The 23,417-nt window shown below is 75.2% G+C and carries 22 protein-coding genes; 14 read left to right on the top strand and 8 right to left on the bottom strand.

Going from position 1 to position 23,417, the window contains the following annotated elements:
• The first annotated feature begins 81 nt into the window (after positions 1-81).
• On the top strand, positions 82-504 hold the full coding sequence (locus QMF98_RS09475) for a CoA-binding protein (protein WP_291762879.1): 423 nt from the start codon (positions 82-84) through the stop codon (positions 502-504).
• A gap of 277 nt (positions 505-781) precedes the next feature.
• Positions 782-2,581 (top strand): DEAD/DEAH box helicase, encoded by a 1,800-nt coding sequence (locus tag QMF98_RS09480; protein ID WP_337972838.1) that lies wholly within the window; start codon positions 782-784, stop codon positions 2,579-2,581.
• A 139-nt stretch (positions 2,582-2,720) separates the two neighbouring features.
• Here the strand turns inward: QMF98_RS09480 and QMF98_RS09485 are convergent, their stop codons facing one another.
• The gene (locus QMF98_RS09485; protein WP_337972839.1) at positions 2,721-3,776 is read right to left on the bottom strand and encodes a threonine aldolase family protein; all 1,056 of its coding nucleotides are present in this window, start codon (positions 3,774-3,776) and stop codon (positions 2,721-2,723) included.
• A gap of 143 nt (positions 3,777-3,919) precedes the next feature.
• Here QMF98_RS09485 and QMF98_RS09490 point away from each other — a divergent pair, with 143 nt between their 5' ends.
• Entirely contained in the window at positions 3,920-4,489 is a 570-nt protein-coding gene (locus QMF98_RS09490) for a DUF6328 family protein (RefSeq protein WP_337972840.1), read from the top strand.
• A gap of 9 nt (positions 4,490-4,498) precedes the next feature.
• Here QMF98_RS09490 and QMF98_RS09495 read toward each other — a convergent pair whose 3' ends face one another.
• From QMF98_RS09495 to QMF98_RS09520, 6 genes are all read right to left on the bottom strand, one after another.
• Positions 4,499-4,912 (bottom strand): Fur family transcriptional regulator, encoded by a 414-nt coding sequence (locus QMF98_RS09495; protein WP_337972841.1) that lies wholly within the window; start codon positions 4,910-4,912, stop codon positions 4,499-4,501.
• Positions 4,913-4,946: 34 nt separating this feature from the next.
• On the bottom strand, positions 4,947-5,990 hold the full coding sequence (locus QMF98_RS09500; RefSeq protein WP_337972842.1) for a PHP domain-containing protein: 1,044 nt from the start codon (positions 5,988-5,990) through the stop codon (positions 4,947-4,949).
• Positions 5,987-6,898, bottom strand: a complete 912-nt coding sequence (ku, locus tag QMF98_RS09505) for a non-homologous end joining protein Ku (RefSeq protein WP_337972843.1) — start codon at positions 6,896-6,898, stop codon at positions 5,987-5,989. The genes QMF98_RS09500 and ku overlap by 4 nt, the downstream gene beginning before the upstream one ends.
• 112 nt (positions 6,899-7,010) lie before the next feature.
• Positions 7,011-8,492, bottom strand: coding sequence for an FAD-dependent oxidoreductase (locus QMF98_RS09510; protein WP_337972844.1), 1,482 nt, complete (start codon positions 8,490-8,492; stop codon positions 7,011-7,013).
• Complete coding sequence (locus QMF98_RS09515) at positions 8,492-10,669, bottom strand: molybdopterin oxidoreductase family protein (RefSeq protein WP_337975591.1); 2,178 nt, start codon at positions 10,667-10,669, stop codon at positions 8,492-8,494. Before QMF98_RS09515 ends, QMF98_RS09510 begins: the two co-directional genes overlap by 1 nt.
• Positions 10,670-10,744: 75 nt before the next feature.
• A complete protein-coding gene (locus QMF98_RS09520) occupies positions 10,745-12,118 on the bottom strand; it encodes an MFS transporter (RefSeq protein ID WP_337972845.1) in 1,374 nt (457 codons plus the stop codon).
• A 325-nt stretch (positions 12,119-12,443) separates the two neighbouring features.
• On the opposite strand from QMF98_RS09520, the gene nirB reads away from it, so the two are divergent.
• The 9 genes from nirB to QMF98_RS09565 all read left to right on the top strand — a co-directional run bounded on the left by nirB (position 12,444) and on the right by QMF98_RS09565 (position 22,367).
• Positions 12,444-15,029, top strand: coding sequence for a nitrite reductase large subunit NirB (gene nirB / locus QMF98_RS09525; RefSeq protein WP_337972846.1), 2,586 nt, complete (start codon positions 12,444-12,446; stop codon positions 15,027-15,029).
• Complete coding sequence (nirD, locus tag QMF98_RS09530) at positions 15,026-15,442, top strand: nitrite reductase small subunit NirD (RefSeq protein ID WP_337972847.1); 417 nt, start codon at positions 15,026-15,028, stop codon at positions 15,440-15,442. Before nirB ends, nirD begins: the two co-directional genes overlap by 4 nt.
• Positions 15,439-16,695: a uroporphyrinogen-III C-methyltransferase gene (gene cobA, locus QMF98_RS09535; RefSeq protein WP_337972848.1), complete on the top strand. Its 1,257-nt coding sequence runs from the start codon at positions 15,439-15,441 to the stop codon at positions 16,693-16,695. Before nirD ends, cobA begins: the two co-directional genes overlap by 4 nt.
• Positions 16,692-17,819 (top strand): uroporphyrinogen-III synthase, encoded by a 1,128-nt coding sequence (locus QMF98_RS09540; RefSeq protein WP_337972849.1) that lies wholly within the window; start codon positions 16,692-16,694, stop codon positions 17,817-17,819. The genes cobA and QMF98_RS09540 overlap by 4 nt, the downstream gene beginning before the upstream one ends.
• A complete protein-coding gene (locus tag QMF98_RS09545) occupies positions 17,816-18,544 on the top strand; it encodes a sirohydrochlorin chelatase (RefSeq protein ID WP_337972850.1) in 729 nt (242 codons plus the stop codon). Before QMF98_RS09540 ends, QMF98_RS09545 begins: the two co-directional genes overlap by 4 nt.
• 56 nt (positions 18,545-18,600) lie before the next feature.
• Positions 18,601-19,539: an ATP-dependent DNA ligase gene (locus QMF98_RS09550; RefSeq protein ID WP_348773361.1), complete on the top strand. Its 939-nt coding sequence runs from the start codon at positions 18,601-18,603 to the stop codon at positions 19,537-19,539.
• The gene (ligD, locus tag QMF98_RS09555) at positions 19,536-20,408 is read left to right on the top strand and encodes a non-homologous end-joining DNA ligase (RefSeq protein WP_337972851.1); all 873 of its coding nucleotides are present in this window, start codon (positions 19,536-19,538) and stop codon (positions 20,406-20,408) included. The genes QMF98_RS09550 and ligD overlap by 4 nt, the downstream gene beginning before the upstream one ends.
• A gap of 91 nt (positions 20,409-20,499) precedes the next feature.
• The gene (locus QMF98_RS09560) at positions 20,500-21,081 is read left to right on the top strand and encodes a Dps family protein (protein ID WP_337972852.1); all 582 of its coding nucleotides are present in this window, start codon (positions 20,500-20,502) and stop codon (positions 21,079-21,081) included.
• Entirely contained in the window at positions 21,078-22,367 is a 1,290-nt protein-coding gene (locus QMF98_RS09565; RefSeq protein ID WP_337972853.1) for an App1 family protein phosphatidate phosphatase, read from the top strand. Before QMF98_RS09560 ends, QMF98_RS09565 begins: the two co-directional genes overlap by 4 nt.
• A 46-nt stretch (positions 22,368-22,413) precedes the next feature.
• Here the strand turns inward: QMF98_RS09565 and QMF98_RS09570 are convergent, their stop codons facing one another.
• Positions 22,414-22,623 (bottom strand): hypothetical protein, encoded by a 210-nt coding sequence (locus QMF98_RS09570; protein ID WP_263730875.1) that lies wholly within the window; start codon positions 22,621-22,623, stop codon positions 22,414-22,416.
• A gap of 69 nt (positions 22,624-22,692) precedes the next feature.
• On the opposite strand from QMF98_RS09570, the gene QMF98_RS09575 reads away from it, so the two are divergent.
• Together QMF98_RS09575 and QMF98_RS09580 are read left to right on the top strand one after the other, a co-directional pair.
• Complete coding sequence (locus QMF98_RS09575) at positions 22,693-23,016, top strand: hypothetical protein (protein WP_348773362.1); 324 nt, start codon at positions 22,693-22,695, stop codon at positions 23,014-23,016.
• Complete coding sequence (locus QMF98_RS09580) at positions 23,013-23,366, top strand: UBP-type zinc finger domain-containing protein (protein WP_337972854.1); 354 nt, start codon at positions 23,013-23,015, stop codon at positions 23,364-23,366. The genes QMF98_RS09575 and QMF98_RS09580 overlap by 4 nt, the downstream gene beginning before the upstream one ends.
• Positions 23,367-23,417 lie beyond the last annotated feature (51 nt).

The raw sequence follows: 23,417 nt of genomic DNA on the forward strand, positions 1-23,417 counted from the left end.
TCGTAGGTGCCGGGACCTGCGGACGGACCTGCGCCGCTCCGCGTGACGGCACGGGTCCTGACCGCGTGCGACGCTGGTGCCGTGCCCGAGCTGAACGACCCCGCGGTGATCCACCGGCTGCTCACGACACCTGGTCGCTGGGCCGTCGTCGGGCTGTCGACGAACACCGCCCGCGCCGCGTACTCCGTGGCCTCCTACCTGCAGGAGCTGGGTCAGGAGATCGTGCCGGTGCACCCCAGCGCGCCGACCGTGCACGGGGCCGCGGGGGTCGCGACGGTGCTCGACGTGCCGCCGCCCGTCGACGTCGTGGACGTGTTCGTCAACAGCTCCCACGCGGGACCGGTGGTCGACCACGCGATCGAGGTCGGCGCCGGGGCCGTCTGGTTGCAGCTCGGCGTGGTGGACGAGGCTGCGGCCGCACGGGCGCTGGCAGCCGGGCTCGACGTGGTCATGGACCGCTGCCCCGCCATCGAGGGGCGCCGGCTGGGGCTGCCGCGCCGCTGAGCGCGGCCGTGGTGCATGTCACCCGACGCGTCTCGCGGCGCTCCGGTCTGCGACAGGTAGGATGACCTGGTTCAGAGTTCGTCGCGTCCCCCCGGGCGCGTCCCGCAGGACCTCGCGGGCCGCCCTCGTGTCGTGCAGCCGCCGATGGCGGCCAGGTGTGTCGGGGAAGTGACCGGCCGGGCGTCGTACGCCTGGTTCAGGACTCACCCTCGATCGATCGGTTCCCCACGCCATGAGCACCACTCTGCCCGCTACCACCATGCCGCCCGCTACCACCATGCCCGCCTCCGGGTCCGAGCCCGCCGAGGCGCCGGCCACCCCGGTGCCGGCTGTCGCGACGTCGACGTTCGACGACCTCGACCTCCCCGCGCCGCTGCGCCGCGCGGTCGCGGACCTGGGCTTCGCCACCCCGTCGGCCGTCCAGGCCGCGACGATCCCCGCCCTGCTGGCCGGCCGCGACCTGGTCGGCGTCGCCCAGACGGGCACCGGCAAGACGGCGGCCTTCGGGCTCCCCCTGCTCGCCGCGATCGACCCGGAGCTGCGGGCCGTCCAGGCCGTCGTGCTGACCCCGACCCGCGAGCTCGCGCTGCAGGTGGCCGAGGCGATCGAGTCGTTCGCCCAGCACCTGCCGGGCGTCGGCGTGGTGGCCGTGTACGGCGGTGCTCCGTACCTGCCGCAGCAGCGCGCGCTCGCGCGCGGCGCCCAGGTGGTGGTCGGCACGCCCGGTCGCGTCCTGGACCACCTGGAGCGGCGGACGCTGGTGCTGGACGAGCTGCGCTTCCTGGTGCTCGACGAGGCCGACGAGATGCTGCGTATGGGCTTCGCCGAGGACGTCGACCGCGTGCTCAGCTCCGCGCCGGAGCGCCGTCAGATGGCTCTGTTCTCCGCCACGATGCCACCGGCGATCCGTCGGGTCGCCGAGCAGCACCTGGTCGACCCGGCGCAGGTCACCGTGTCCCGCCAGTCGTCGACCGTCACGACGGTCCGCCAGACGTACGCCGTGGTGCCGTTCCGGCACAAGACGGGTGCGCTGGCCCGGGTGCTCGCGGTGTCCGACGCGGACGCGAGCATCGTCTTCGTCCGCACGCGTGAGGCCGCCGAGCAGGTGGGCTCGGCGCTGGTGGAGCGCGGCGTCTCCGCCGCGTACATCTCCGGCGACGTGGCGCAGGGCGATCGGGAGAAGATCGTCGACCGGCTGCGCTCGGGGGCACTCGACGTGCTGGTGGCCACCGACGTCGCCGCCCGTGGGCTCGACGTGGACCGCATCGGCCTCGTGGTGAACTTCGACGTGCCCCGCGAGCCGGAGGCCTATGTGCACCGCATCGGGCGGACCGGACGGGCCGGCCGCGCAGGCGAGGCGCTCACCTTCGTCACACCCGCCGAGCAGGGCAAGCTGCGCCAGATCGAGCGCACCACCCGCGTGCAGCTCGAGCAGATCCAGATCCCGACGCCGGCGCAGGTGTCCGCCCACCGGGTGACCAGCCTGCTGGCTCGCGCCGACGAGCGGGCGGCGCTCGGCCGGCTCGAGGCGTACCAGGAGGCCATCGCGGCCCATGTCGCCGAGCGGCCGGGCACCGACCTGGTGCAGCTGCTCGCCGTGGTCGCCGCGCTCGCGGTCGGCGACGAGGGGCCGGCGCCTCGCCCCGAGCTCGGTGACGACCTCGACGACGCGCTCAGCCGCGCGCGGCTGACCGACGCACCCGAGCGGCACGGTTCGCAGCACACGTCCGACGGAGGTCGCCGGCGCACGGACACCCGTCGCGCGGACGGCAGCACCCGCTACCGCGTGGCCGTCGGCCACCGCGACGGCGTGCAGCCGAACGCCCTGGTCGGGGCCCTGACGAACGAGGGCGGGCTGACCGGCAAGGACCTCGGCAAGATCGACATCTTCGGGTCGTTCTCGCTCGTGGACATCCCGGCCGGCCTCACGCCCGAGGTGGTGGAGCGGCTGAGCCGGACGCGGGTGGCCGGACGGCCGCTGCGCATCCGGCTGGACAGCGGACCTCGCGACAGCGGACCGCGGGCCCCGCACGGACCGAGCCGTCCCGCCGGGCACGTGCACGCCGCCCGGCACTGACCGCGCAGGCGTCACCGTCGGACGACGGACGGCGCCCGGAGCACGACGACGAGGGCCCCGCGGCTGCTGCCGGCGGGGCCCTCGTCGTACGAGCCTGGCTGAGCCGCAGGAGCCGGGCGAGGCCCGTCGGCCGGGTGAGTCAGGCCCGGACCATGGCCGACTCGAGCGCGGCGGCGACCAAGGCGTCCACGTCGGCGGGGTCGGTGTCGAAGGCGCACATCAGGCGCACCTCCCCCGTCTCCGCCGCCCAGTCGTAGAAGTTGCACGTCTGCCGCAGGTCGGCCGCCATCGCCGCGGGCATGCGGACGAACACGGCGTTGCCCTGCGTCGGCTGGGTCGGCTCGATGCCCGGGACCTGCTCCAGGCCGGCGCGCAACCGGGCTGCCATCGCGTTGGCGTGCCGCGCCGAGCGCAGCCAGAGGTCGCCCTCGTACAGCGCGAGCAGCTGTGCGGAGACGAAGCGCATCTTCGAGGCGAGCTGCAGGTCGATCTTGCGCAGGTAGTCGATGCCCTCGACCGCCGACCTGTCGAGCACCACGATCGCCTCGCCGAGCACGGCGCCGTTCTTGGTCCCGCCGAGGGAGACGACGTCAACGCCGACGTCGCTGGTCAGCGCACGCAGCGGCACGTCGAGGAACGCCGCGGCGTTCGACAGGCGGGAGCCGTCGAGGTGCACGCGAAGGCCCTGGCTGTGGGCGTGGTCGGTGATCGCGCGGATCTCCGCGGGCGTGTAGGCGGTGCCGAGCTCCGTGGACTGGGTGATGGACACCACCCCTGGCTGGGCGCGGTGCGCGTCGCCCCGGCCGCCGAGCTGGGTGGCGACGAGCTCGGGGGTCAGCTTGCCGTCGGGGGTCTCGACCGGCAGCAGCTTCAGGCCGGCGACGCGCTCCGGGGCGGCGTTCTCGTCGGTGTTGACGTGCGCCGTCGCGGTGCAGATCACCGCACCCCAGCGCGGCAGCATCGACTGGAGCGAGATCACGTTGGCACCGGTGCCGTTGAGCACCGGGTACACGTCGACGTCGGCCCCCAGCTGCTGCGACAGCACAGCACCCAGCCGTGCGGTGTACGGGTCGGCCCCGTACGCGGGGACGTGCCCGCCGGCGGCCTCGGCGATGGCAGCGAGCACCTCGGGGTGCGCGCCGGCGTAGTTGTCCGAGCCGAAGTCGTGGTGGGACGGGTCGTGGAGTGCGGTCACGACCCCCAGTCTCGCGCACCGGTGCGACACGTCCGAGCGGCGAGGTCCGGCGGTGCAGGGCCGGCAGGCAGCCCGAGCGGGCGCGCACGACCTGCGTGATGATCGGGCCGAACGCCCGTCCATCCCGTCCGAGGAGGCCGCCCGTGACAGCGCCGGGGACGCCCGAACCGCAGACGCCGCAGCAGGCCGGCCGGCAGCAGCCGTCCGGCGGCGCGGGCCGGGACGACCCGCACGACGCCACCCGGCACGAGACCGAGGCGGAGCGCATGGACCGCAACTGGGACGAGCTGATGCAGGAGCTGCGGGTCACTCAGACCGGCGCGCAGATCCTGGTCGGCTTCCTGCTGACGGTGCCGTTCCAGCAGCGGTTCGCCCAGCTGGACCACTACCAGCGCAGCGTCTACCTGGTGCTGGTCGCGCTCGCGGTGCTGGCGACCGTGCTGATCGTCACGCCGGTCAGCCTGCACCGGCTGCTGTTCCGGCGGCGGATGAAGCGGGAGCTGGTCAAGGCGGGCAGCGTGTTCGCCCTCGCGGGGCTGGGCGTGCTCGCCGTCGTGCTGACGGGGGTGCCGCTGCTGCTGTTCGACATCGTCGTCTCACGGCCTGCGGGGTGGGTCGCCGCCGCCGTGGTGGCGGTGCTGCTGGCCGTCTGCTGGTGGACCGTCCCGCGGCTGATGGGACGCGGCGCGCCACCGCCGCAGCCGCCGCGCTGACGGACCGGCTCAGCGCCCGGCGTCCGCCGCGGCCGCCCGGCAGGAGCTGCAGGTCCCGGTCAGCTCGATGACGTGGTCCACGTCGGTGAAGCCGTGCGCCGCACCGACCTGCTCGGCCCAGCTCTCCGCCGCCGGCCCGTCGATCTCCACGGTCCGGCCGCAGCTGCGGCACACGAGGTGGTGGTGGTGGCTGCGCTCGGCACAACGGCGGTAGACCGACTCCCCCTCGGCGGTGCGCATCGTGTCGACCTCGCCGGAGTCCGCGAGCGCCTGCACCGTGCGGTACACGGTGGCGAGGCCGACCCCGGAGCCGCGGTGGCGCAGCAGGTCGTGCAGCTGCTGGGCGCTGCGGAACTCCTCGACGTCGTGCAGCAGGTCGAGGATCTCGGTCCGCTGCTTGGTGTGCCGTTGCGGCTCGGCCATCGGCGCGCTCCTGTTGAGAGTGATTCCCAGCAGTCTAGCGGGGTCGGTGCACCAGCTGGTCGACGGGAAGGGTGGTGATCACCCGGTCAGGGCCGATGCCGTGCTGCACGGCCCGTTCGCAGCCCGCGATCAGCCAGTCGAGCTGACCGGGCGCGTGCGAGTCGGTGTCGATGGTGAACACGCAGCCGGCGTCGACGGCGATCTGCAGCAGCTCGTGCGGCGGGTCGAGGCGGTCCGGACGGCAGTTGATCTCGACCGCGACGCCGTGCTCGGCGCACGCGTCGAACACGGCGTGGGCGTCGAACTCGCTCGGCGGCCGCGGGCGTCCGCGCGTCAGGCGGCGACCGGTGCAGTGGCCCAGCACGTCGGTGTGGGGGTCCGCGACGGCCGCCAGCATCCGGCGCGTCATCGCGGCGCGGTCCATCCGCAGCTTGGAGTGCACCGAGGCGACGACGACGTCCAGCCGCTGCAGCAGCGCCGGCTCCTGGTCCAGGGTGCCGTCCTCGAGGATGTCGACCTCGATGCCGGTGAGCACGCTGAACGGTGCGACGGCGCCGTTGAGCGCCTCGATCTCCTCGAGCTGGGCCGTCAAGCGTGCCGGGGACAGGCCGTTGGCCACCGTGAGGCGCGGTGAGTGGTCCGTGACGGCGAGGTACTCGTGCCCGAGCGACGTCGCCGCCAGCACCATCTCCTGGATGGACGTGGTGCCGTCGCTGGCGTGCGAGTGGGCGTGCAGGTCACCCCGCAGCGCAGCGCGGAGCTCGGCGGCCGGGCCTACGGGTGCGGGGCTGGAGGCCAGCTCGGCCTCGAGCCGGTCGAGGTACTCGACGCGGGTACCACGGAGCACCTGGGTGACCACCTCCGCCGTGCGGGCCCCGACGCCGGGGAGGTCGTCGAGCGAGCCCGCGGCGGCGAGGGCCAGCACCTGGTCCGGCGGGGTGCGCTCGACGCTGCCGGCGGCGGCGCGGAACGCCTCCGAGCGGTAGGCGCTGGCCTGGCCGCGTTCGAGCAGGAAGGCGATGCGTCGCAGCGCTGCGACGGCCTCGTCGCGCCCCTGCTGCGCCGTACGTCCGGTCACGAGGCCTTGCGGCGGGTGCGGCGGGCCGGCGGCTTGTCCTCAGCCTTCGCGTCCGTCTTCTCGTCCTTCTCGTCGGTGGCCTTCGTGGTGCGCGTCCGTCGCGCCGCGGATGCGGTCGCCGAGCCCTCGCGCGCCTTCTCGACGCTGCGCTGCAGCGCGGCGAGCAGGTCGACCACCTCGCCGCCCTCGCCGCCCTCAGCAGCCGGCGGGGCGGGCGGGACGCGCGTCTCGCCGCTGGCGATCTTCTCCTCGATCAGGTCCTGCAGCGCGGCGCCGTACCGGTCGTGGTACTGCGACGGGTCGAAGTCGGCCGCCAGGGAGTCGACGAGCGTGGAGGCCATCGCGAGCTCCTGCGGCTTGACCTGGACGTCGGTCTCCAGGATCGGGAAGTCCGCCTCGCGCACCTCGTCGGGCCACAGCAGCGTCTGCATGCAGATGACGTCGCCGCGGACGCGCAGCACCGCCATCGACTCGCGCTGCCGCAGCGCCACCGTCACGACGGCCATGCGGTCGGCCTGCTCGAGCGCGCCGCGCAGCAGCGCGTAGGGCTTGACGGCCGTCTTCTCCGGCTCGAGGTAGTACGTCTTGCCGAGCAGGATCGGGTCCACCTGCTCGGCCGGGACGAACTCCAGCACCTCGATCTCGCGCGACGTGGTCAGCGGCAGGGCGGCGAAGTCCTCGTCCTCGAGCACCACCAGCTTGCCGTCGTCGGTCTCGTAGCCCTTGGCGATGTCCGACCACTCGACGGTCTCCCCGTCGACGCTGCAGACCTTCTTGTACCGGATGCGGCCGCCGTCCTCGCGGTGCACCTGGTGCAGCGCCACCTCGTGCTCGCCGGTGGCCGCGTACAGCCGAACGGGCACGTTGACGAGGCCGAAGGCCACCGCGCCCTTCCAGATCGCTCGCACGTCGCCGCCTCGCCCTCGTCTCGCCGACAGCCCCGTGACCCCGGGCAGGGACGAGCGGCCGCGTGGCGCGGGGCCCGTTCCTGCAGGATGCCACGGACAGGCAAGGTTCGCCTCACCCCGCCGCCTCGGCCAGCGCAGCGACCCCGGAGGGGACCCGGTCGCCCTCGGCGCCCGCCAGCCAGTCGAGCAGGCCGCACACCGCATCGGTGCAGCCGCCGCAACCCGTGGTGGCACGCGTGGCGCGCGCGACGTCCGCCGGGGTGCGAGCCCCGTCGCCCCAGGCACGGACCAGCTCACCCTTGGTCACGCCGTTGCAGCGGCAGACGGTGGCGCGGTCGGGCATCAGGGTGACGGACGGCTCCGGCTCCGGACCGGCGCCCCGCACCGGTCGCAGCAGCAGGTGCGCCGGGTCCGCGGGGACGGGGGTGCGACGGGTGTACGCGGCGGTCAGGTCCGCCGCGACGGGCCCGGCGCCGACGCACGTGGCGCCGACCACCGCTCCCCCGGCGACGACGACCTCGACGTGCCGGCCGGTGCTCGGGTCGCTGAGGCGGACCGAGCGGTGCTTGCCGGCGGTGGTCGCGGCGCCCGTCAGGCCCATGGTGACCACCTCGAGCCCGTGCGCCTTGAGACGGACGACGTCGGTCGCCGCGCCCGCGTCGACCGTCCGGGGCCGTGGCATCGCTGCGGCCCCCCGTGCCAGCACCTCCGCGAGGCGCCGCGCCTGCTCCCACCCCTGTGCGACCAGACCGGACGAGCCCTCCGCCGGCTGCGCGCAGTCGCCGACCGCGTACACGTGCGGGTCCGACGTGGCGGCGTCGCCGTCGACGACGATGCCACGCCCGACGGCGAGCCCTGCAGCCGCCGCGAGGCCGACCTCCGGCACCGTGCCGGTGGCGAGCACGAGCAGGTCGGTGGGGAGCTCGTCGCCGTCGGCGAGCCGAAGACCACGCACCCGGCCGCCCCGCACGAGCACCGCGGCGGGGGGCCTGCCCGTGCGGACCGCGATCCCCAGCCGGCGCAGCCCGTGCTCGAGCGCCTCGGAGGCCGCCGCGTCGAGCTGGCGGTCCATCAGGTGCGGTCCCGCGTGCACCACGGCCGCATCCATGCCGCGCTCGGTCAACGCGCACGCGACCTCGAGCCCGAGCACTCCCCCGCCCAGCACGACGGCCCGCGCAGAGGTGGTGACGGCATCGGCGATGCTGCGCGCGTCCGCGAGGGTGCGCAGCGGGTGCACGCCGAGCGGGGCCGCCTGCAGCCCGGGCAGCTCCGGGACCCGGGCACGTGCGCCGGTGGCCAGCACCAGGGCGTCGTACGGCACCACGGCCCCGTCGTCGCAGGTCACCGTCCGTGCAGCACGGTCGATCGCGACCGCGCCGACCCCGCGGCGCACGGCGACGCGTCCGTCGGCGGCGGGCAGCGCGAGGGACTCCTCGTCCACCCGCCCGGCGACCAGCTCGCCGAGCAGCACCCTGTTGTACGGCTGGTGCGGCTCGGCGCCGAGCACGGTCACGTCGGCGTCCGGGCAGCGCCGGACGAGCTCCTCGACCAGCCGGGACCCGACCATGCCGTAGCCCACGACGACCACCCGCATCAGCGGGCCCCGGCCCGTACGGCGCCGACGGGCGCGACGCCGTCGCGGACGGGCGCCGGGCGCACGTCGACGGCGCAGACCTTGAACTCCGGCATCCCCGACACCGGGTCGGTCGCGTCGACCGTCAGCCGGTTGGCGCTGCCCTGCCCGGACCAGTGGAACGGCACGAACACCACCTCCGGGCGGGTGCGTGGGGTGACGTGGGCGGTCAGCACTGCCGTGCCCCGCGCCGAGCTGACCTCGACGAGGTCGCCGTCGTCGACGCCGATCCGGTGCGCCAGCAGCGGGTGCAGCTCGACGTACGGCTCCGGCTGCGCGGCCTCCAGCGCGGGTACCCGGTGCGTCTGGGCGCCCGACTGGTAGTGCTGCAGCACCCGGCCGGTCACGAGGTAGACCGGGGCGTCGGCGCGCAGGTCGTCGGCCGGACCGTGGTGGTCCACCGCGACCATGCGAGCGCGACCGTCCGCCGTGGGGAACCCGTCGGAGAACAGCCGCGGGGTGCCGGGGTGCGCCGGCGTCCCCAGCGGACCGGCCGGGCAGGGCCAGTGCAGCGCGTCGGCGTCGGCGTCCAGGCGGGCGTGGCTGAGGCCGCTGTAGTCGGCGACGCCCCCGGCGCTGGCCCGCGCGAGCTCGTCGAACACCTGGGCCGGGTCGGTCGGGAAGCCGTCGGGCACGCCGAGGCGGGCCGCCAGCTGGTGCAGCACCTCGAGCTCGGAGCGCACCCCGTCCGGCGCCTCGAGCGCGCGCCGGCGACGCAGCACCCGGCCCTCCAGCGACGTCGTGGTCCCCTCCTCCTCCGCCCACTGGGTCACGGGCAGCACCACGTCGGCCAGCAGCGCCGTCTCCGAAGGCACGACGTCGCACACGACCAGCAGGTCCAGCGCCTGCAACCGCTCGCGCACACGGTCCGCGTCCGGTGCGCTGACCAGCAGGTTGCTGCCGTGCACCAGCAGCGCGCGCGGACCGCCGGGGCGCCCGCACCGGCGCAGCAGCTCGACCGCCGGCACCCCGGGCCCAGGCAGCTCGTCGGGGTCGACACCCCAGACCGCCGCGACGTGCGCACGTGCCGCGGGGTCGTCGATCCGTCGGTAGCCGGGCAGCTGGTCCGCCTTCTGACCGTGCTCGCGGCCACCCTGACCGTTGCCCTGACCGGTGACGGCGCCGTAGCCGCTGCTCGGACGACCGGGCAGGCCGAGCGCGAGCGCGAGGTTGATCGCCGCGGTCACGGTCGCCGTGCCCTGCGTGCTCTGCTCCACACCCCGTCCGGTGAGGACGACCAGGCCACGTCCCCCGTGCACCGGTGCGGCCGCGGCGAGCAGCCGTGCGGTCCGCCGCAGGTCGACAGCCGGCACGCCGCACACCTGCTCCGCCCGTTCCGGCCACCACAGCGCCACGCTGCGGCGCACCTCGTCCGCCCCCGTCACCCGCTGCTCCAGGTAGCCGGCGTCCACCAGCCCCTCGGCCCAGAGCACGTGCAGCAGCGCGAGCAGCACCACGAGGTCGGTTCCCGGTACCGGTTGCAGGTGCACGCCCTGCCCGCCGTCGGTCAACGCCGCCGTGGCGGTGTGCCGGGGGTCCACCACGACGAGGCCGCCCGCGGCCCGCGCCGCCGCCAGGTGCGCCGTGGCGGGCGGCATCGTCTCGGCCAGGTTGCTGCCGAGCAGCAGCACCGCCTGCGCCTCGCCGACGTCGCTCAGCGGGAAGGGGAGCCCCCGGTCGACGCCGAGGGCACGGTTGGCGCCCGCAGCCGCGCTCGCCATGCAGAACCGGCCGTTGTAGTCGATGAACGGGGTGCGCAGCACCACGCGGGCGAACTTGCCCAGCAGGTAGGCCTTCTCGTTGGTCAGCCCTCCCCCGCCGAACACCGCGACGGCGTCCCGGCCGTGCGCGTCCTGCAGGGCGCGCACGCGGTCGGCGACGTGGTCGAGCGCCTGGTCCCACGGCACCGGGTGCTGCTTCCCGTCTGCGCCCCGCAGCAGCGGCGAGGTGAGCCGGTCCGGTGCCCGGAGCACCTCGGCACTGGTCCAGCCCTTCTGGCACAGGCCGCCACGGCTGGTCGGGAACGGGCGGCCGGCGACCGTGACCGGGGGTGCCGCGATGTCCGTCGCCGGGGTCAGCGTCATGGCGCACTGCAGCGCGCAGTACGGGCAGTGCGTGTCGACCGATGGTCCGCGCACGGCCCTCGGCAGGGTGGCGGTCGCCGGGGTGGCCGTCGCCTCGGTGGCGGTCGACGTGGGCGGGCTGCCGCTCACTCAGATCACGGCCGAGCTCAGTGCGGCACCCCGGCGGCGGTAGACCGCCCAGGTGACGGCGCCGAGCAGCGCGTACACCGCCACGAAGGTCCACAGCGCCGGCTCGAGGCTGCCGGCGAGCGTGTGCGACAGGGCGAAGCCGCGCGGGATCAGGAAGCCGCCGAACGCGCCGACGGCCCCGGCGATGCCGATGCAGCCCGCCGCAGCCTTGCGGGCGACGGCCGTCTCGTCCGGCGTGGTCGCGCCGAACCGGAACACCGCCGGGATCATCCGGTACGTCGCGCCGTTCCCGGCACCACTGGCGACGAACAGGACGAGGAAGGAGCCGAGGAACAGCGCGAAGTCCGTGGTGCGCAGCGCGACGACGGCCGTGGTCGTGGCGACCGCCATCACGGCGAACGAGCCGATCGTGGTGCGCGCACCGCCCCAGCGGTCCGCGAGCATCCCGCCCCACGGCCGCGCCACCGAGCCGACCAGGGCCCCGAGGAACGCGACGTTGGCGGTGACGTGCGGGAACGAGGACCGCAGCAGCGTCGGGAACACGCCGGCGTACCCGATGAACGAGCCGAACGTGCCGATGTACAGCGCCGAGATGATCCACGTGTGCCGGTTGCGCACGGCCGCCCCGACCGTCCGCGGCGCGCCCTTGGCCGACGTCAGGTTGTCCATCGACCGCCAGGCCGCGAACGCCGCGAGCAGCACCAGGGGGACGAACATCAGTCCCGCTCGTTCCAGGCGCAGGCCGGCGCCGGTGACGACCACCAGCGGGACGGCGAGCTGGACGGCCGCCGTGCCCAGGTTGCCACCGGCGGCGTTGAGGCCGAGCGCCCTACCCTTCTCCGCCTCCGGGTAGAAGAACGAGATGTTGGACATCGAGGAGGCGAAGTTCCCACCGCCGAGACCGGCGAGCGCCGCGACCAGCAGCAGCATGCCGAAGGAGGTGCCCGGCCGCTGAACGACGAACGCCAGCGCGGTGGCGGGCAGCAGGAGCAGGAGCGCGGAGACCACGGTCCAGTTGCGGCCGCCGAACAGGGGCACCGCGAAGGTGTACGGGATCCGCAGCGTGGCGCCGACCAGGCTCGGCAGCGCGATCAACCAGAACTGCTGGTCGACCGTCAGGTGGAAGCCGGCGGCGGCGAGCTGCGGCACCACGATGCTCCACGAGGCCCACACGGAGAAGCCGAGGAACTCGGCGAAGATCGACGGGACCAGGTTGCGCCGGGCGATGCGCCGGCCGGTCGACCGCCAGAACTCCGGGTCCTCCGGGTCCCACCGGTCGATCCAGCGACCGCGGGACGTCGGGGCCGCGTCCCGCGTCGGGACCTCGGTGGCGGTCACGTGGTCGGGTGCTGCGAGGGTCTCGGGCGTCGTCATGTCGTCTCCTGCGTCGTCGGGGCCCGCTCGGTGCCGTGGACGCTAGGAACGCCGTGTTTCCGGCGCGGTGGCCGGGCTGTTACCTCCGCGGAAAGAAGAACGCACGGTCGCGCCGGCGGCGCCGTGAGAACTCGCGCCTCGCGGCGACGACGTGCCGGCAGCGTCCGGCGGAGGCGCGGCCTGCCTCACAGCGGGCGCCGCAGCGGTGTGCGCGAAAGGTTCCACACGCGAAACGAGGTCGGCACGCCCGGCGAAACATGCCGTTCGTACGGTCGCAGCCCACAGCGGCCCCGCCCGGGCCGCCCGGAGACGGACCGAGGTGCACATGTCCCGCATCCCCAGCCAGCTCGTCGTGGTCGGTGGCGGCATGGTCGCCCAGCGCCTCGTCGAGGCGGTGCGTGCCCGTGACGAGGACCGCACCTGGCAGGTCACCGTGCTCGCCGAGGAGCCGCGAGCGCCGTACGACCGGGTGGCGCTGACGTCGTACTTCTCCGGACGCGACCCGGAGAGCCTCGCCCTCGGCGCGCCGCAGCTGTGGGCCGACCCGCTGGTGACGCTGCTCCGCGGCACCACCGTGACGGAGGTCGACCGGGACGCCCGCACGGTGCGGACCGACGACGGCCGCGCGCTGCGCTACGACCACCTGGTGCTGGCGACCGGGTCACGGGCTGCCGTGCCGGCGATCCCCGGTGCGGACCAGCCCGGCGTGTTCGTCTACCGCACGCTCGACGACGTGGCCGCCCTGCGCGGCTGGGTCGAGCAGGAGGCCGCCCGGCGCGGGCGCCCCGTGCGGGGGGCCGTCATCGGCGGCGGCCTGCTGGGCCTGGAGGCTGCCGGCGCGCTGCAGGCGCTGGGGGCGCGCACCACCGTGGTCCAGTTCGGCACGCACCTGATGTCGGCGCAGATCGACCTGGGCGGGGGGCAGGTGCTGCGCCGGCTGATCGAGGCGCTCGGCGTGGAGGTGCGCGTGGACACCGCGACCTCCCGCATCCGGTCCGACGAGCGGGGCAACGCCGGCCGGTTGGAGTTCGGCGACGGAGGTCGGCTCGACGTGGACGTGGTCGTGCTGGCCACCGGTGTGACGCCGCGGGACGAGCTGGGACGCGCAGCCGGCCTTCCGGTCGGGACCCGCGGGGGCGTGGTGGTCGACCAGACGTGCCGCACGCAGGACCCGCACGTCTCGGCTGTCGGCGAGGTCGCGTGCATCGACGGCGCCTGCATCGGCCTGGTCGCCCCCGGCTACGCGATGGCCGAGGTCGTGGTCGACCGGCTGCTGGGCGGGTCGGCCGTGTTCCCCGGTGCCGACACGGCGACCAAGCTCAAGCTCTCCGGCGTGGACGTCGCGAGCTTCGGTGACGCGTTCGCCAGGACGCCCGGGGCGCTGGAGGTGGTGCACTCCGACCCCGCGACCGGCGTCTACAAGAAGCTGGTCGTGTCCGACGACGCCCGCACGCTCCTCGGCGGCGTGCTGGTGGGCGACGCGTCCGCCTACGCGAGCCTGCGCCCGATGGTCGGCCGCCCGCTCGGCGCCGACGCCTCCGCGTACCTGCTGCCGGCCGGCGGCTCCGCGCCCGTCGCCGGCGACCTGCCGGACGACGCGACCGTCTGCTCGTGCAACAACGTGTCTGCCGGCACGGTGCGCGCCGCGGTCACCGAGCACGGCTGCACGGACGTCGCCGGGGTCAAGGCCTGCACGCGCGCCGGCACCAGCTGCGGGTCCTGCGTGCCGCTGGTCAAGCGGCTGGTCGGCGAGCAGCTGACCAAGGCGGGTGTCGCCGTGAGCAACGGCCTGTGCGAGCACGTGGCGCTGTCCCGGGCGCAGCTGTTCGACGCGGTGCGCGTCACCGGTCTGCGCACGTTCAGCGAGATCATGCAGCGGCACGGCACGGCCGTCGCCGGGCGCGGCTGCGACATCTGCAAGCCGGTGGTCGCCTCGATCCTCGCCTCGCTGGACGACGGTCACGTGCTCGACGACGAGCGCGCCGCGCTGCAGGACACCAACGACCACGTGATGGCCAACCTGCAGAAGGACGGCTCCTACTCGGTGGTGCCCCGCATCCCGGGCGGCGAGGTCACGCCCGAGGGGCTGCTGGTGATCGGCCAGGTGGCCAAGGACTACGGGCTGTACACCAAGATCACCGGCGGTCAGCGGATCGACCTGTTCGGCGCCCGGCTCGAGCAGCTTCCGCAGATCTGGCGGCGGCTGGTCGACGCGGGCTTCGAGTCCGGGCACGCCTACGGCAAGTCGGTGCGCACGGTGAAGTCGTGCGTCGGGTCCACGTGGTGCCGCTACGGCGTCCAGGACGCCGTCTCCCTCGCGGTGCTGCTCGAGCTGCGGTACCGCGGGCTGCGCTCGCCGCACAAGCTCAAGCTCGGTGTCTCCGGCTGCGCCCGCGAGTGCGCCGAGGCCCGCGCGAAGGACGTCGGCGTCGTGGCCACCGATCGCGGCTGGAACCTCTACGTGGGCGGCAACGGCGGGTTCACGCCCCGCCACGCTCGGCTGCTGGCCGAGGACCTGGACACCGACACCCTGGTGCGCACCTTGGACCGGTTCCTCATGTACTACATCCGCACCGCGGACCGCCTGCAGCGGACGGCGCCGTGGATCGACGAGGTCGACGGCGGGCTGGACGGTGTGCGGTCGGTGGTGCTCGAGGACAGCCTGGGCATCGCGGCCGACCTGGACGAGGCGATGGCGCGGCACGTCGAGGTCTACGAGGACGAGTGGAAGGCGACGCTCGACGATCCGGAGAAGCTGCGCCGGTTCGCCTCGTTCGTCAACGCGCCGACCACCGCGGACCCGTCTCTGGCCTACGTGGCCGAGCGGGGCCAGCCGCGCCCGGCCACACCCGACGAACGGGCGGATCCCGCCGTGCTGATCGCCGGCACCACGCTGGCGGTGCGGTCATGAGCCGCCCCCAGCCCGGCTGGACGGTGGTGTGCCAGCTGACCGACCTGGTGCCCGAGCGCGGTGCCGCCGCCCTCGTCGGCGGAGAGCAGGTGGCCCTGTTCCGGGTGGGCGACCGCGAGGTGCTGGCGGTGCAGCAGCTGGACCCGTACAGCGGGGCGCACGTGATGTCCCGCGGCATCGTGGGCTCGCGGGCCGGAGCCGTCACCGTCGCCTCGCCGATGTACAAGCAGGTGTTCGACCTGCGCACCGGCGCGTGCCTCGACCCGGTGGGCAAGGAGCCGCAGCACCTGCGCACGTGGCCGGTGCGGCTGGAGGGCGACGCGGTGCTGGTCGGCACGGCCGGCGCGCTGGTCGACGCCCTCGTCGCGCCCCTCGTCAGCTCCGCCACCCTCAACGCGACGGAGGCGCCGTGACGACCCTGCTCGGCATCGACCTGACCGACCGTCCCGTCCTCGTGGTCGGCGGCGGCCCGGTGGCCGCACGCCGCCTCGCGCACCTGCGGGACGAGGGCGCGCACATCACCGTGGTGGCGCCGGCGGTGTGCGAGGACGTCGTCGCGCTCCTGGACGACGTCCGCTGGGAGGCGCGGGAGGTCCGCGAGCAGGACCTCGACGGGATGTGGCTGGTGCACACGGCGACCGGCAGTTCGCTCGCCGACGCCGAGGTCGCCGGCTGGGCGTCCGCGCGCCGGATCTGGTGCGTGAACGCCGGCGACGCGACCCGCGGCTCGGCGCGCACCCCCGCGCTGACCGCCAGCGGTGAGGTGCTGGTCGGGGTCGTCTCGACGGGCGCCCCGGACCCCGGACGCACCGCGGCGGTGCGCGATGCCCTCGCCGAGCACCTGCGCACGGGCGCAGACCTGCGTCGGCGCCGACGCCCGCCGGGTGCCGGCCGGGTGGTGCTCGTCGGTGGCGGACCGGGTGCGGTGGACCTGCTGACCGTGCGCGGTCGTCGGGCGCTCGCCGAGGCGGACGTGGTGGTGGCGGACCGGCTCGGACCGACACCGGTGCTGGACGAGCTCGCCCCGGACGTCGAGGTGATCGACGTCGGCAAGACCCCCGGTCATCACGCCGTGCCGCAGCACGAGATCAACCGGATCCTGGTCGAGCAGGCGCAGCGCGGGCGGACGGTCGTGCGGCTCAAGGGCGGCGACCCGTTCGTCTTCGGACGCGGCGGCGAGGAGGTGCTCGCGTGCCGCCAGGCCGGCGTGCCGGTCGAGGTGGTGCCGGGCGTGAGCAGCGCCCTGGCGACACCGGCGGCGGCGGGCATCCCGGTGACCCACCGCGGGACGACGGCGGCCTTCCACGTGGTGAACGGCCACGCGGGTCTCGACGAGGCGGCGCTGACCGTGCTGCGCGAGCGCTCGGCCACCCTGGTGGTGCTGATGGGCGTGTCGGTGCTGGCCGAGCTGGTCGGCACGGCCCTGGCCGCCGGGGTCGACCCGGGTACGCCGGTGGCGATCGTCGAGGAGGGCACCACGGCGCGGCAGCGGGTGACGCGGGACCGGCTCGACGCGATCGCCGGGCGGGCGCAGGCCGTCGGCGTGCGCGCGCCGGCCGTCATCGTCGTCGGAGCCGTCGCCGCACCCGGTCTGCTCGACGCCGGAGGTGCGGGCGACGCGGGCGTTCGCCGCCAGCCCGGCTCCGACGAGACACTGGGCCCGTGACCGACCACCTCGACCCGACCCTGGCCGGGTGCACGATGCTGGTCACCGCCGACCGGCGGGCGGGTGAGCTGGGCGGCGCCTTGCAGCGCCGCGGGGCGACCGTCCGCTATGCCCCGGCGCTGAGCATGGTGCCCAACGACAGCGACGCGCTGCTCGTCGCCGCGACGCGTGAGCTGCTCGCGGCACCTCCGGACATCGCCGTGGTGACCACCGGCATCGGCTTCCGCGCCTGGGTCGAGGCCGCGGACGCGATCGGTCTGGCCGAGCCGCTGCTGGCGACGCTGCGACGTGCGCGCCTCGTCGCCCGCGGACCCAAGGCGCGCGGCGCGATCCAGGCCGCCGGCCTCCAGGCGGACTGGGTGGCGGAGTCGGAGACCTCGGCGGAGATCGCCGAGGTGCTGCTCGACGAGGGCGTCGCGGGGCTGCGGGTCGCGGTGCAGCACCACGGCAGCGGTGCCGACGGTCTCGACGAGGCGTTCACCGCTGCCGGTGCCCACGTGCAGAGCCTCGTCGTCTACCGCTGGGGACCCCCGCCCGACCCGGCAGCGCTCGAGGCCTCCGTCCGTGCCGCGGCTGCCGGTGAGCTCGACACGGTGGTCTTCACCTCGGCACCCGGCTGCGCGGCGTGGCTCGCCGCCGCCGACGCCGCCGGGGTGGACGCGGCGCTGCGCGGCCAGTTCGAGGCCGGAGCCCTGGTGGCCGCCGCCGTCGGCCCGATCACCGCGCGGCCGCTGCTCGACCGCGGTGTCGAGCCGCTGATCCCCTCCCGGGGGCGGCTCGGCGCGCTGGTGCGCACGATCGTGGACCACTACGGCGGCGTGCAGACGCTCGAGACCGCGGCCGGCCGCCTCCAGATGCGGCGGCGGGCGGCCGTGCTGGACGGCCGCGTCCTGGCCCTGTCCCCGACCGGCATCGAGCTGCTGCGGCTGCTCGCCGACGCCGGCGGCGACGTCGTCACACCGGCGCAGGTGCTCCAGTCGCTGCCGGGCGAGTCCACGGACGTGCACGCCGCCGAGGTGGCGATCGCCCGGCTGCGCCAGGCCACCGGCAGCCGGGAGCTGGTGCGCACGGTGGTGAAGCGCGGCTACCGCCTGGCCGTGGTCGACGGGCAGGAGGACCGGTGACGGCCACCGCCCCCGGCTCCGCCGCACCGGCCGCCCCGATCCTGGTCGGCTGCTCCCACGGCACCGACAGCGTCGCGGGACGGGCGGCGATCCGGTCGATCCTCGACGGAGTCCGTGCAGCCCGGCCCGGGCTCGACGTCCGCGAGGCGTTCGTCGACGTGCAGAAGCCCGAGGTGGCCGACGTCGTCGCCGGGGCGACGACCGCCGGTGGCGCGGCCGTGGTGGTGCCCCTGCTGATGTCGACCGGCTTCCACGCGCGGGTGGACATCGCCGCGGCGGTGGAGGGCCGGCGTGCGGCCGCCTCGCGCACCCTGGGCCCCGACGACCGACTGGTGCAGATCCTCCTCGACCGCCTCCGTCAGGCGGGGGCCGGTGCCGGGGACGCGGTCGTGCTGGCCGCGGCCGGATCCTCCGACCCCCTGGCGGCTGCCATGGTCGAGCAGACGGTCGAAGCGCTGCGCCACGCCTGGCAGGACGGCCCGGTGACGGTCGGGTACGGCTCCGCCTCGCTGCCCCGGGTCGCCGACGCCGTCGAGCAGGCGCGCCGCACGGGCGCAGCCCGCGTCGTGGCGGCCTCCTACCTGCTCGCCCCCGGCTTCTTCCACGACCGGGTGTCGGCCGCGGGTGCGGACGTCGTGACGGCCCCGCTCGCCCCGGACCCGCGTCTCGTCGAGATCGTGCTCGACCGGTACGCCGAGGCGAGCGCCCTGCTCCCTGACCACTGAGGCCCCCGCACCGCCGTCACCAGGTACGTCGCACGCGCGGCGGGCAGGATGGACCCGTGCTGCAGCCCATGCTCGCCAGCCCGGCGCCCGGCCTCGCCGAGCTGCCGCGCGGCCCGCAGTGGGCCTACGAGATCAAGTGGGACGGCGTCCGGGCGCTCGCGGACACCACCGGGGGCCGCCTGCGGCTGTGGAGCCGCAACGGCAACGACGTCACCGCCGCGTACCCGGAGCTCGGAGGCCTTTCGGTGCTGCCCGACGCGGTGGTCGACGGCGAGGTCGTCGCGATGGCGGGCGGTGTGCCCTCGTTCGCCGCGCTCGCGGCGCGGATGCACGTGCGGGACACGGCACGAGCGGCTGCGCTGGCCCGGTCGCAACCCGTCACGTTCGTGGTGTTCGACGTGCTGACGTGGCAGGGCCGCGACGTCACCGGTCTGACGTACGACGAGCGCCGCGCCGTGCTGGACCGGCTGCCCCCCGTCGACCAGGTGCAGCCCTCGCCCGTCTACCCCGACGGGGACACGCTGTGGCAGGTGACCCGTGACCACGGCCTCGAAGGGGTCGTCGCCAAGCTCCGGACGTCCACCTACCAGCCGGGCCGGCGGTCCCGGGACTGGGTGAAGCTGCCGCACCGGCGCAACCGCACGGCGCTCGTCGGCGGGTGGCGCGAGGAGTCGGCCGGTACCGGCAGGCTCGGAGCGGTGCTGCTCGGGGCACGCGACGAAGGCGGCGCGCTGCGGTACCTCGGCCGTGCCGGCAGCGGACTCGCCGGTCCGTTGGCGATCGCGGTACGGGGTGCGCTGGCCGAGCACGCTCGCGCGACCTCGCCGTTCGACGACCCCGTCCCGGCGACCGACGCGCGCGGCACCCACTGGTGCGAACCGCTGGTGGTGGTCGACACCCTGTACCTGTCCCGCACCCCCGGCGGCCGGCTGCGCCAGCCCGTGGTCCGCGGGGTGCGCACCGACACCGGTCCGGACCCGTGGGAGCAGGAGTGAACGGCCAGGTGCTGGACGTGGACGGCACGCCGGTCCGCGTCACGCACCTGGACAAGGTCCTGTACCCCGCGACCGGCACCACCAAAGCGGCGGTGATCGACTACGTGGTGCAGGTGGCACCCGCTCTGCTCGCACAGCTGCGGGACCGCCCGGTCACCCGGATGCGGTGGCCGGAAGGCACCGGTGCGGAGCGGTTCGTCGAGAAGAACGTGCCGCGGGGCGCGCCCGACTGGCTGCGGCACCGCGTGCTGCCGGCGTCCCCGGGCGAGGTCGACGAGGGCACCCGGCTGGACCTGCCCTTCCTCGACGGGCTGCCCGGCCTGGTCTGGGCCGCCAACGGCGGTGCGTTGGAGCTGCACACCCCGCAGTGGCGGGTCGGGCCGCGAGGCGGTGTCCGACCGCCGGACCGCCTCGTCGTCGACCTCGACCCCGGACCACCGGCGGGGCTCGAGGAGTGCGCGACGGTGGCGCACCTGGTCGCGGAGCGGCTCGCGACCGACGGGCTGACCGGCACCGTCCCGGTGACCTCCGGCAGCAAGGGCATGCAGCTGTACGCACCTCTGCCCGGTCACCGGCCCGCGACGCAGGTGCGGGCGTACGCGCGCGACCTCGCCACCGCGGTGGCGGCCGAGCACCCGAAGCTCGTGGTCGCCGTGATGCGCCGGTCGCTGCGACCCGGCAAGGTGCTGATCGACTGGTCCCAGAACCACCCGGCCAAGACGACGATCACGCCGTACTCGCTGCGCGGCCGCGAGGCGCCCACCGTCGCGGCGCCGCGCTGGTGGGACGAGATCGGGCCAGGTCTGAGGCAGCTGCCGATGGACGAGGTGGTCCGCCGCCTGCGGGACGACGGCGATCCCTTCGCCTGACCGCTCCTCCGATGGCGACGTCCCGCGCCCTGCGGCAGGGTCGAGACGGGCGGACGGGCAGTCCGTCACACCACGCTCGAGGAGGCCGGACATGGCACGCAAGCAGCTCCCGCACTACACGGTGCCCACGCTGACGCCGGAGGACGGCGCGACCGTCGCCGCGATCCTGCAGGACCGCCTGAACTCTCTGACGGACCTGCACCTGACGCTCAAGCACATCCACTGGAACGTCGTCGGCCCGCACTTCATCTCCGTGCACCTGATGCTCGACCCGCAGGTCGACGCCGTGCGCGCCCAGGCCGACGAGGTCGCGGAGCGGATCGCCACCCTCGGCGTCTCCCCCGTCGGCACGCCGGGGGCGCTGGTCGCGAGCCGCAGCTGGGACGACTACTCCCTGGGACGCGCCGGCGCGATCGAGCACCTCGGCGCTCTGGACCGGGTGTACGAGGGCGTGATCAGCGGCCACCGCAAGGCCGCCGCGGACACGGAGGAGCTCGACACCGTCACCAACGACCTGCTGGTGGGCCACCTGCACGACCTCGAGCTGTTCCAGTGGTTCGTGCGGGCCCACCTCGAGTCCGCCGGCGGCGAGCTGAGCACCGAGGGCACCAGCACCGAGAAGGCCTCGGCCGGTGCCGCCGAGCAGGGTGCGAAGAAGGCCGCATCGCGGTGAGCGCCCACCGTCCCGCCCGCGGGGCACCGGCCCCCGAGCGGGACGGTGCCGCCCGCCGGGCCGGCACGGACGACGGCCTGCGGACCGCTCGGCCCGAGGCCCGGGCGGGCAGCCAGCACCCGCTGGCCGGCGCGCACCGGCCGCACGTCGCCGCGAGGCTCGAGGACGCGCTCGACCGACGGCTGGCGCGGCTGCTGCGGTACCGCGGCTGGACGGTCCGGATCGAGCCGTACCCCGGCTACGGCGCACCCGGGTGGCTGCGGATCATGGCCCGCACCCTCCTGGCGGCACCCGTGGTCCCCGACGGGGACCTGCCGGGCACCGGTGCCGTGCAGGCCGGCGCGGGTGCCGGTGCGGTCCCCGTGACGCGCCAGCCGGCGGTGCGCGGCTGGCGCTCGTACCTCAGCGTGCCGGTGGCCGGTGCGGCGATCGAGGTGGTGGTCGGCGACCAGGTCCACCGGCTGCAGACCGACCGCGGCGGCTACGTGGACCAGGTGGTGGCGTGCGACCTGCCGGCCGGCTGGCACGAGGTGACGTTGCGCACCCAGGACGGCGTCACGGCCGTCGCTCCGGTCCAGGTGGTCGACCCCTCGGCACGGCTCGGGCTGGTCAGCGACGTCGACGACACCGTGATGATCACGCACCTGCCCCGTCCGCTGGTCGCCGCGTGGAACGTCCTGGTGCGCGACGAGAACGCCCGCGAGGCCGTGCCGGGCATGGCGGAGCTCTACCGGCGGCTGGTCGCGACGGAGCCCGGCGCACCCGTGGTGTACCTGTCCACCGGCGCCTGGAACGCCGCACCGGCGATCGGCCGCTTCCTGCACCGGCACCGTTACCCGCCGGGCACCATGCTGCTCACCGACTGGGGACCGACCAACACCGGCTGGTTCCGCTCCGGACCGGCGCACAAGGTCGCCCAGCTGCGCCGGCTGTTCCGCGAGTTCCCCGACGTGCGCTGGGTGCTGGTCGGCGACGACGGCCAGCGTGACCCGCAGGTGTACGCGGGTGCGGCCGGCCGGCTGCCGGCCCACGTGCGCGCGATCGCGCTGCGCGAGCTGACCCCCGGCGAGCACCTGCTGGCCAGCGGCGAACCCACGGCGCCGCCCGGCGGCCGTCGCGCCCAGCGGGACGCCCAGCACGAGGGTGTGCCCGTGGTCCGTGGCGGGGACGGCGCCGCGCTCGCGCAGCGGCTGGAGGCCGTCGGGGTGCTGCCGCACCAGCGCCCGGGACCCGCGGCCGCCGACCAGCCCGCCGACAAGGCCGCCGACAAGGAGGGTCGAGGCTGACCGCGGAGGGTCGAGGCTGACCGCGCCGCCGCCTCCGCGGCCCGACCTACAGCAGCTCGGGGTCGTCCCACTCCTCGCCGGCGGCGAGGTCCTCGTCGTCCGGCTCCAGCTCGGCCGACTGCAGCGAACGCGGCGCCCGACCCGGTTCCCCACCGGTCAACGCGTCGGCGGCTGCGAGCTGGGCCTCGTCGGGCACCCGGTCCGCGATGCGCTCCGCCGACGGGTCGGAGGTCAGGTCGTGGTCGCGGCCGCTCATGTCCCCGTTGTACCGGTCCGCGGCACGGTGCGCACCTCTGCGCCGCGCGCTCGCCGTTACTGTTCTTCGGTGACGACGACGGATGTCGGGCGCGGTGCGGGCACGGCGGACCCGGAGCCGCCCACCGAGGCGGTCAGCGCGGTGATGCGCCGGGCCAAGGTGCAGGCCGCCACCGAGCACACGACGGTCGGCCTGGTGCAGACCGCCTCTGACGGCACGGTCACCATCGCGTGCGCGTGCGGCATGACCCTCACCAACGGCCCTACCTGGTCGCTCGACGAGCACATCCGCCTGCACCGCGCCGAGGCGCGGTTCATCGCGCTCGCGGCGGCCGCGCCGGCCGGTATCCCCCGGCTGGTTCGCTGGCCCCTGAGCACCGAGGAGCACCCGTGACCGAGCAGCCCGCACCGCTGGTCGACCCCACCGTGCCGCCCAGCGGCACCGGCTGCGCGGAGTGCGACGCGTCCGGCGGCTGGTGGCTCAAGCTCCGCCGGTGCGCGGCGTGCGGGCACGTCGGCTGCTGCGACAGCTCCCCCGGCCAGCACGCGACGGCGCACTGGCAGGCGACGGGGCACCGGTACATGCGCTCGTTCGAGCCCGGTGAGAGCTGGTGGTGGGACTACGCCGCGGAGAGCTACGCCGAGGGCCCCGAGCTCGCCCCGCCGACGCACCGGCCGGTCGAGCAGGGCTCCCCCGCACCGGCCGGCCGCGTGCCGGAGAACTGGCACCAGCTGTTGCACTGACCCGCAGCGATCCCTAACCGGCCGCCGGGCCGGTACCCCGCCGGGCGACGG

It is taken from the genome of Cellulomonas sp. NTE-D12 (assembly GCF_027923705.1).
GTDB lineage: Bacteria > Actinomycetota > Actinomycetes > Actinomycetales > Cellulomonadaceae > Cellulomonas.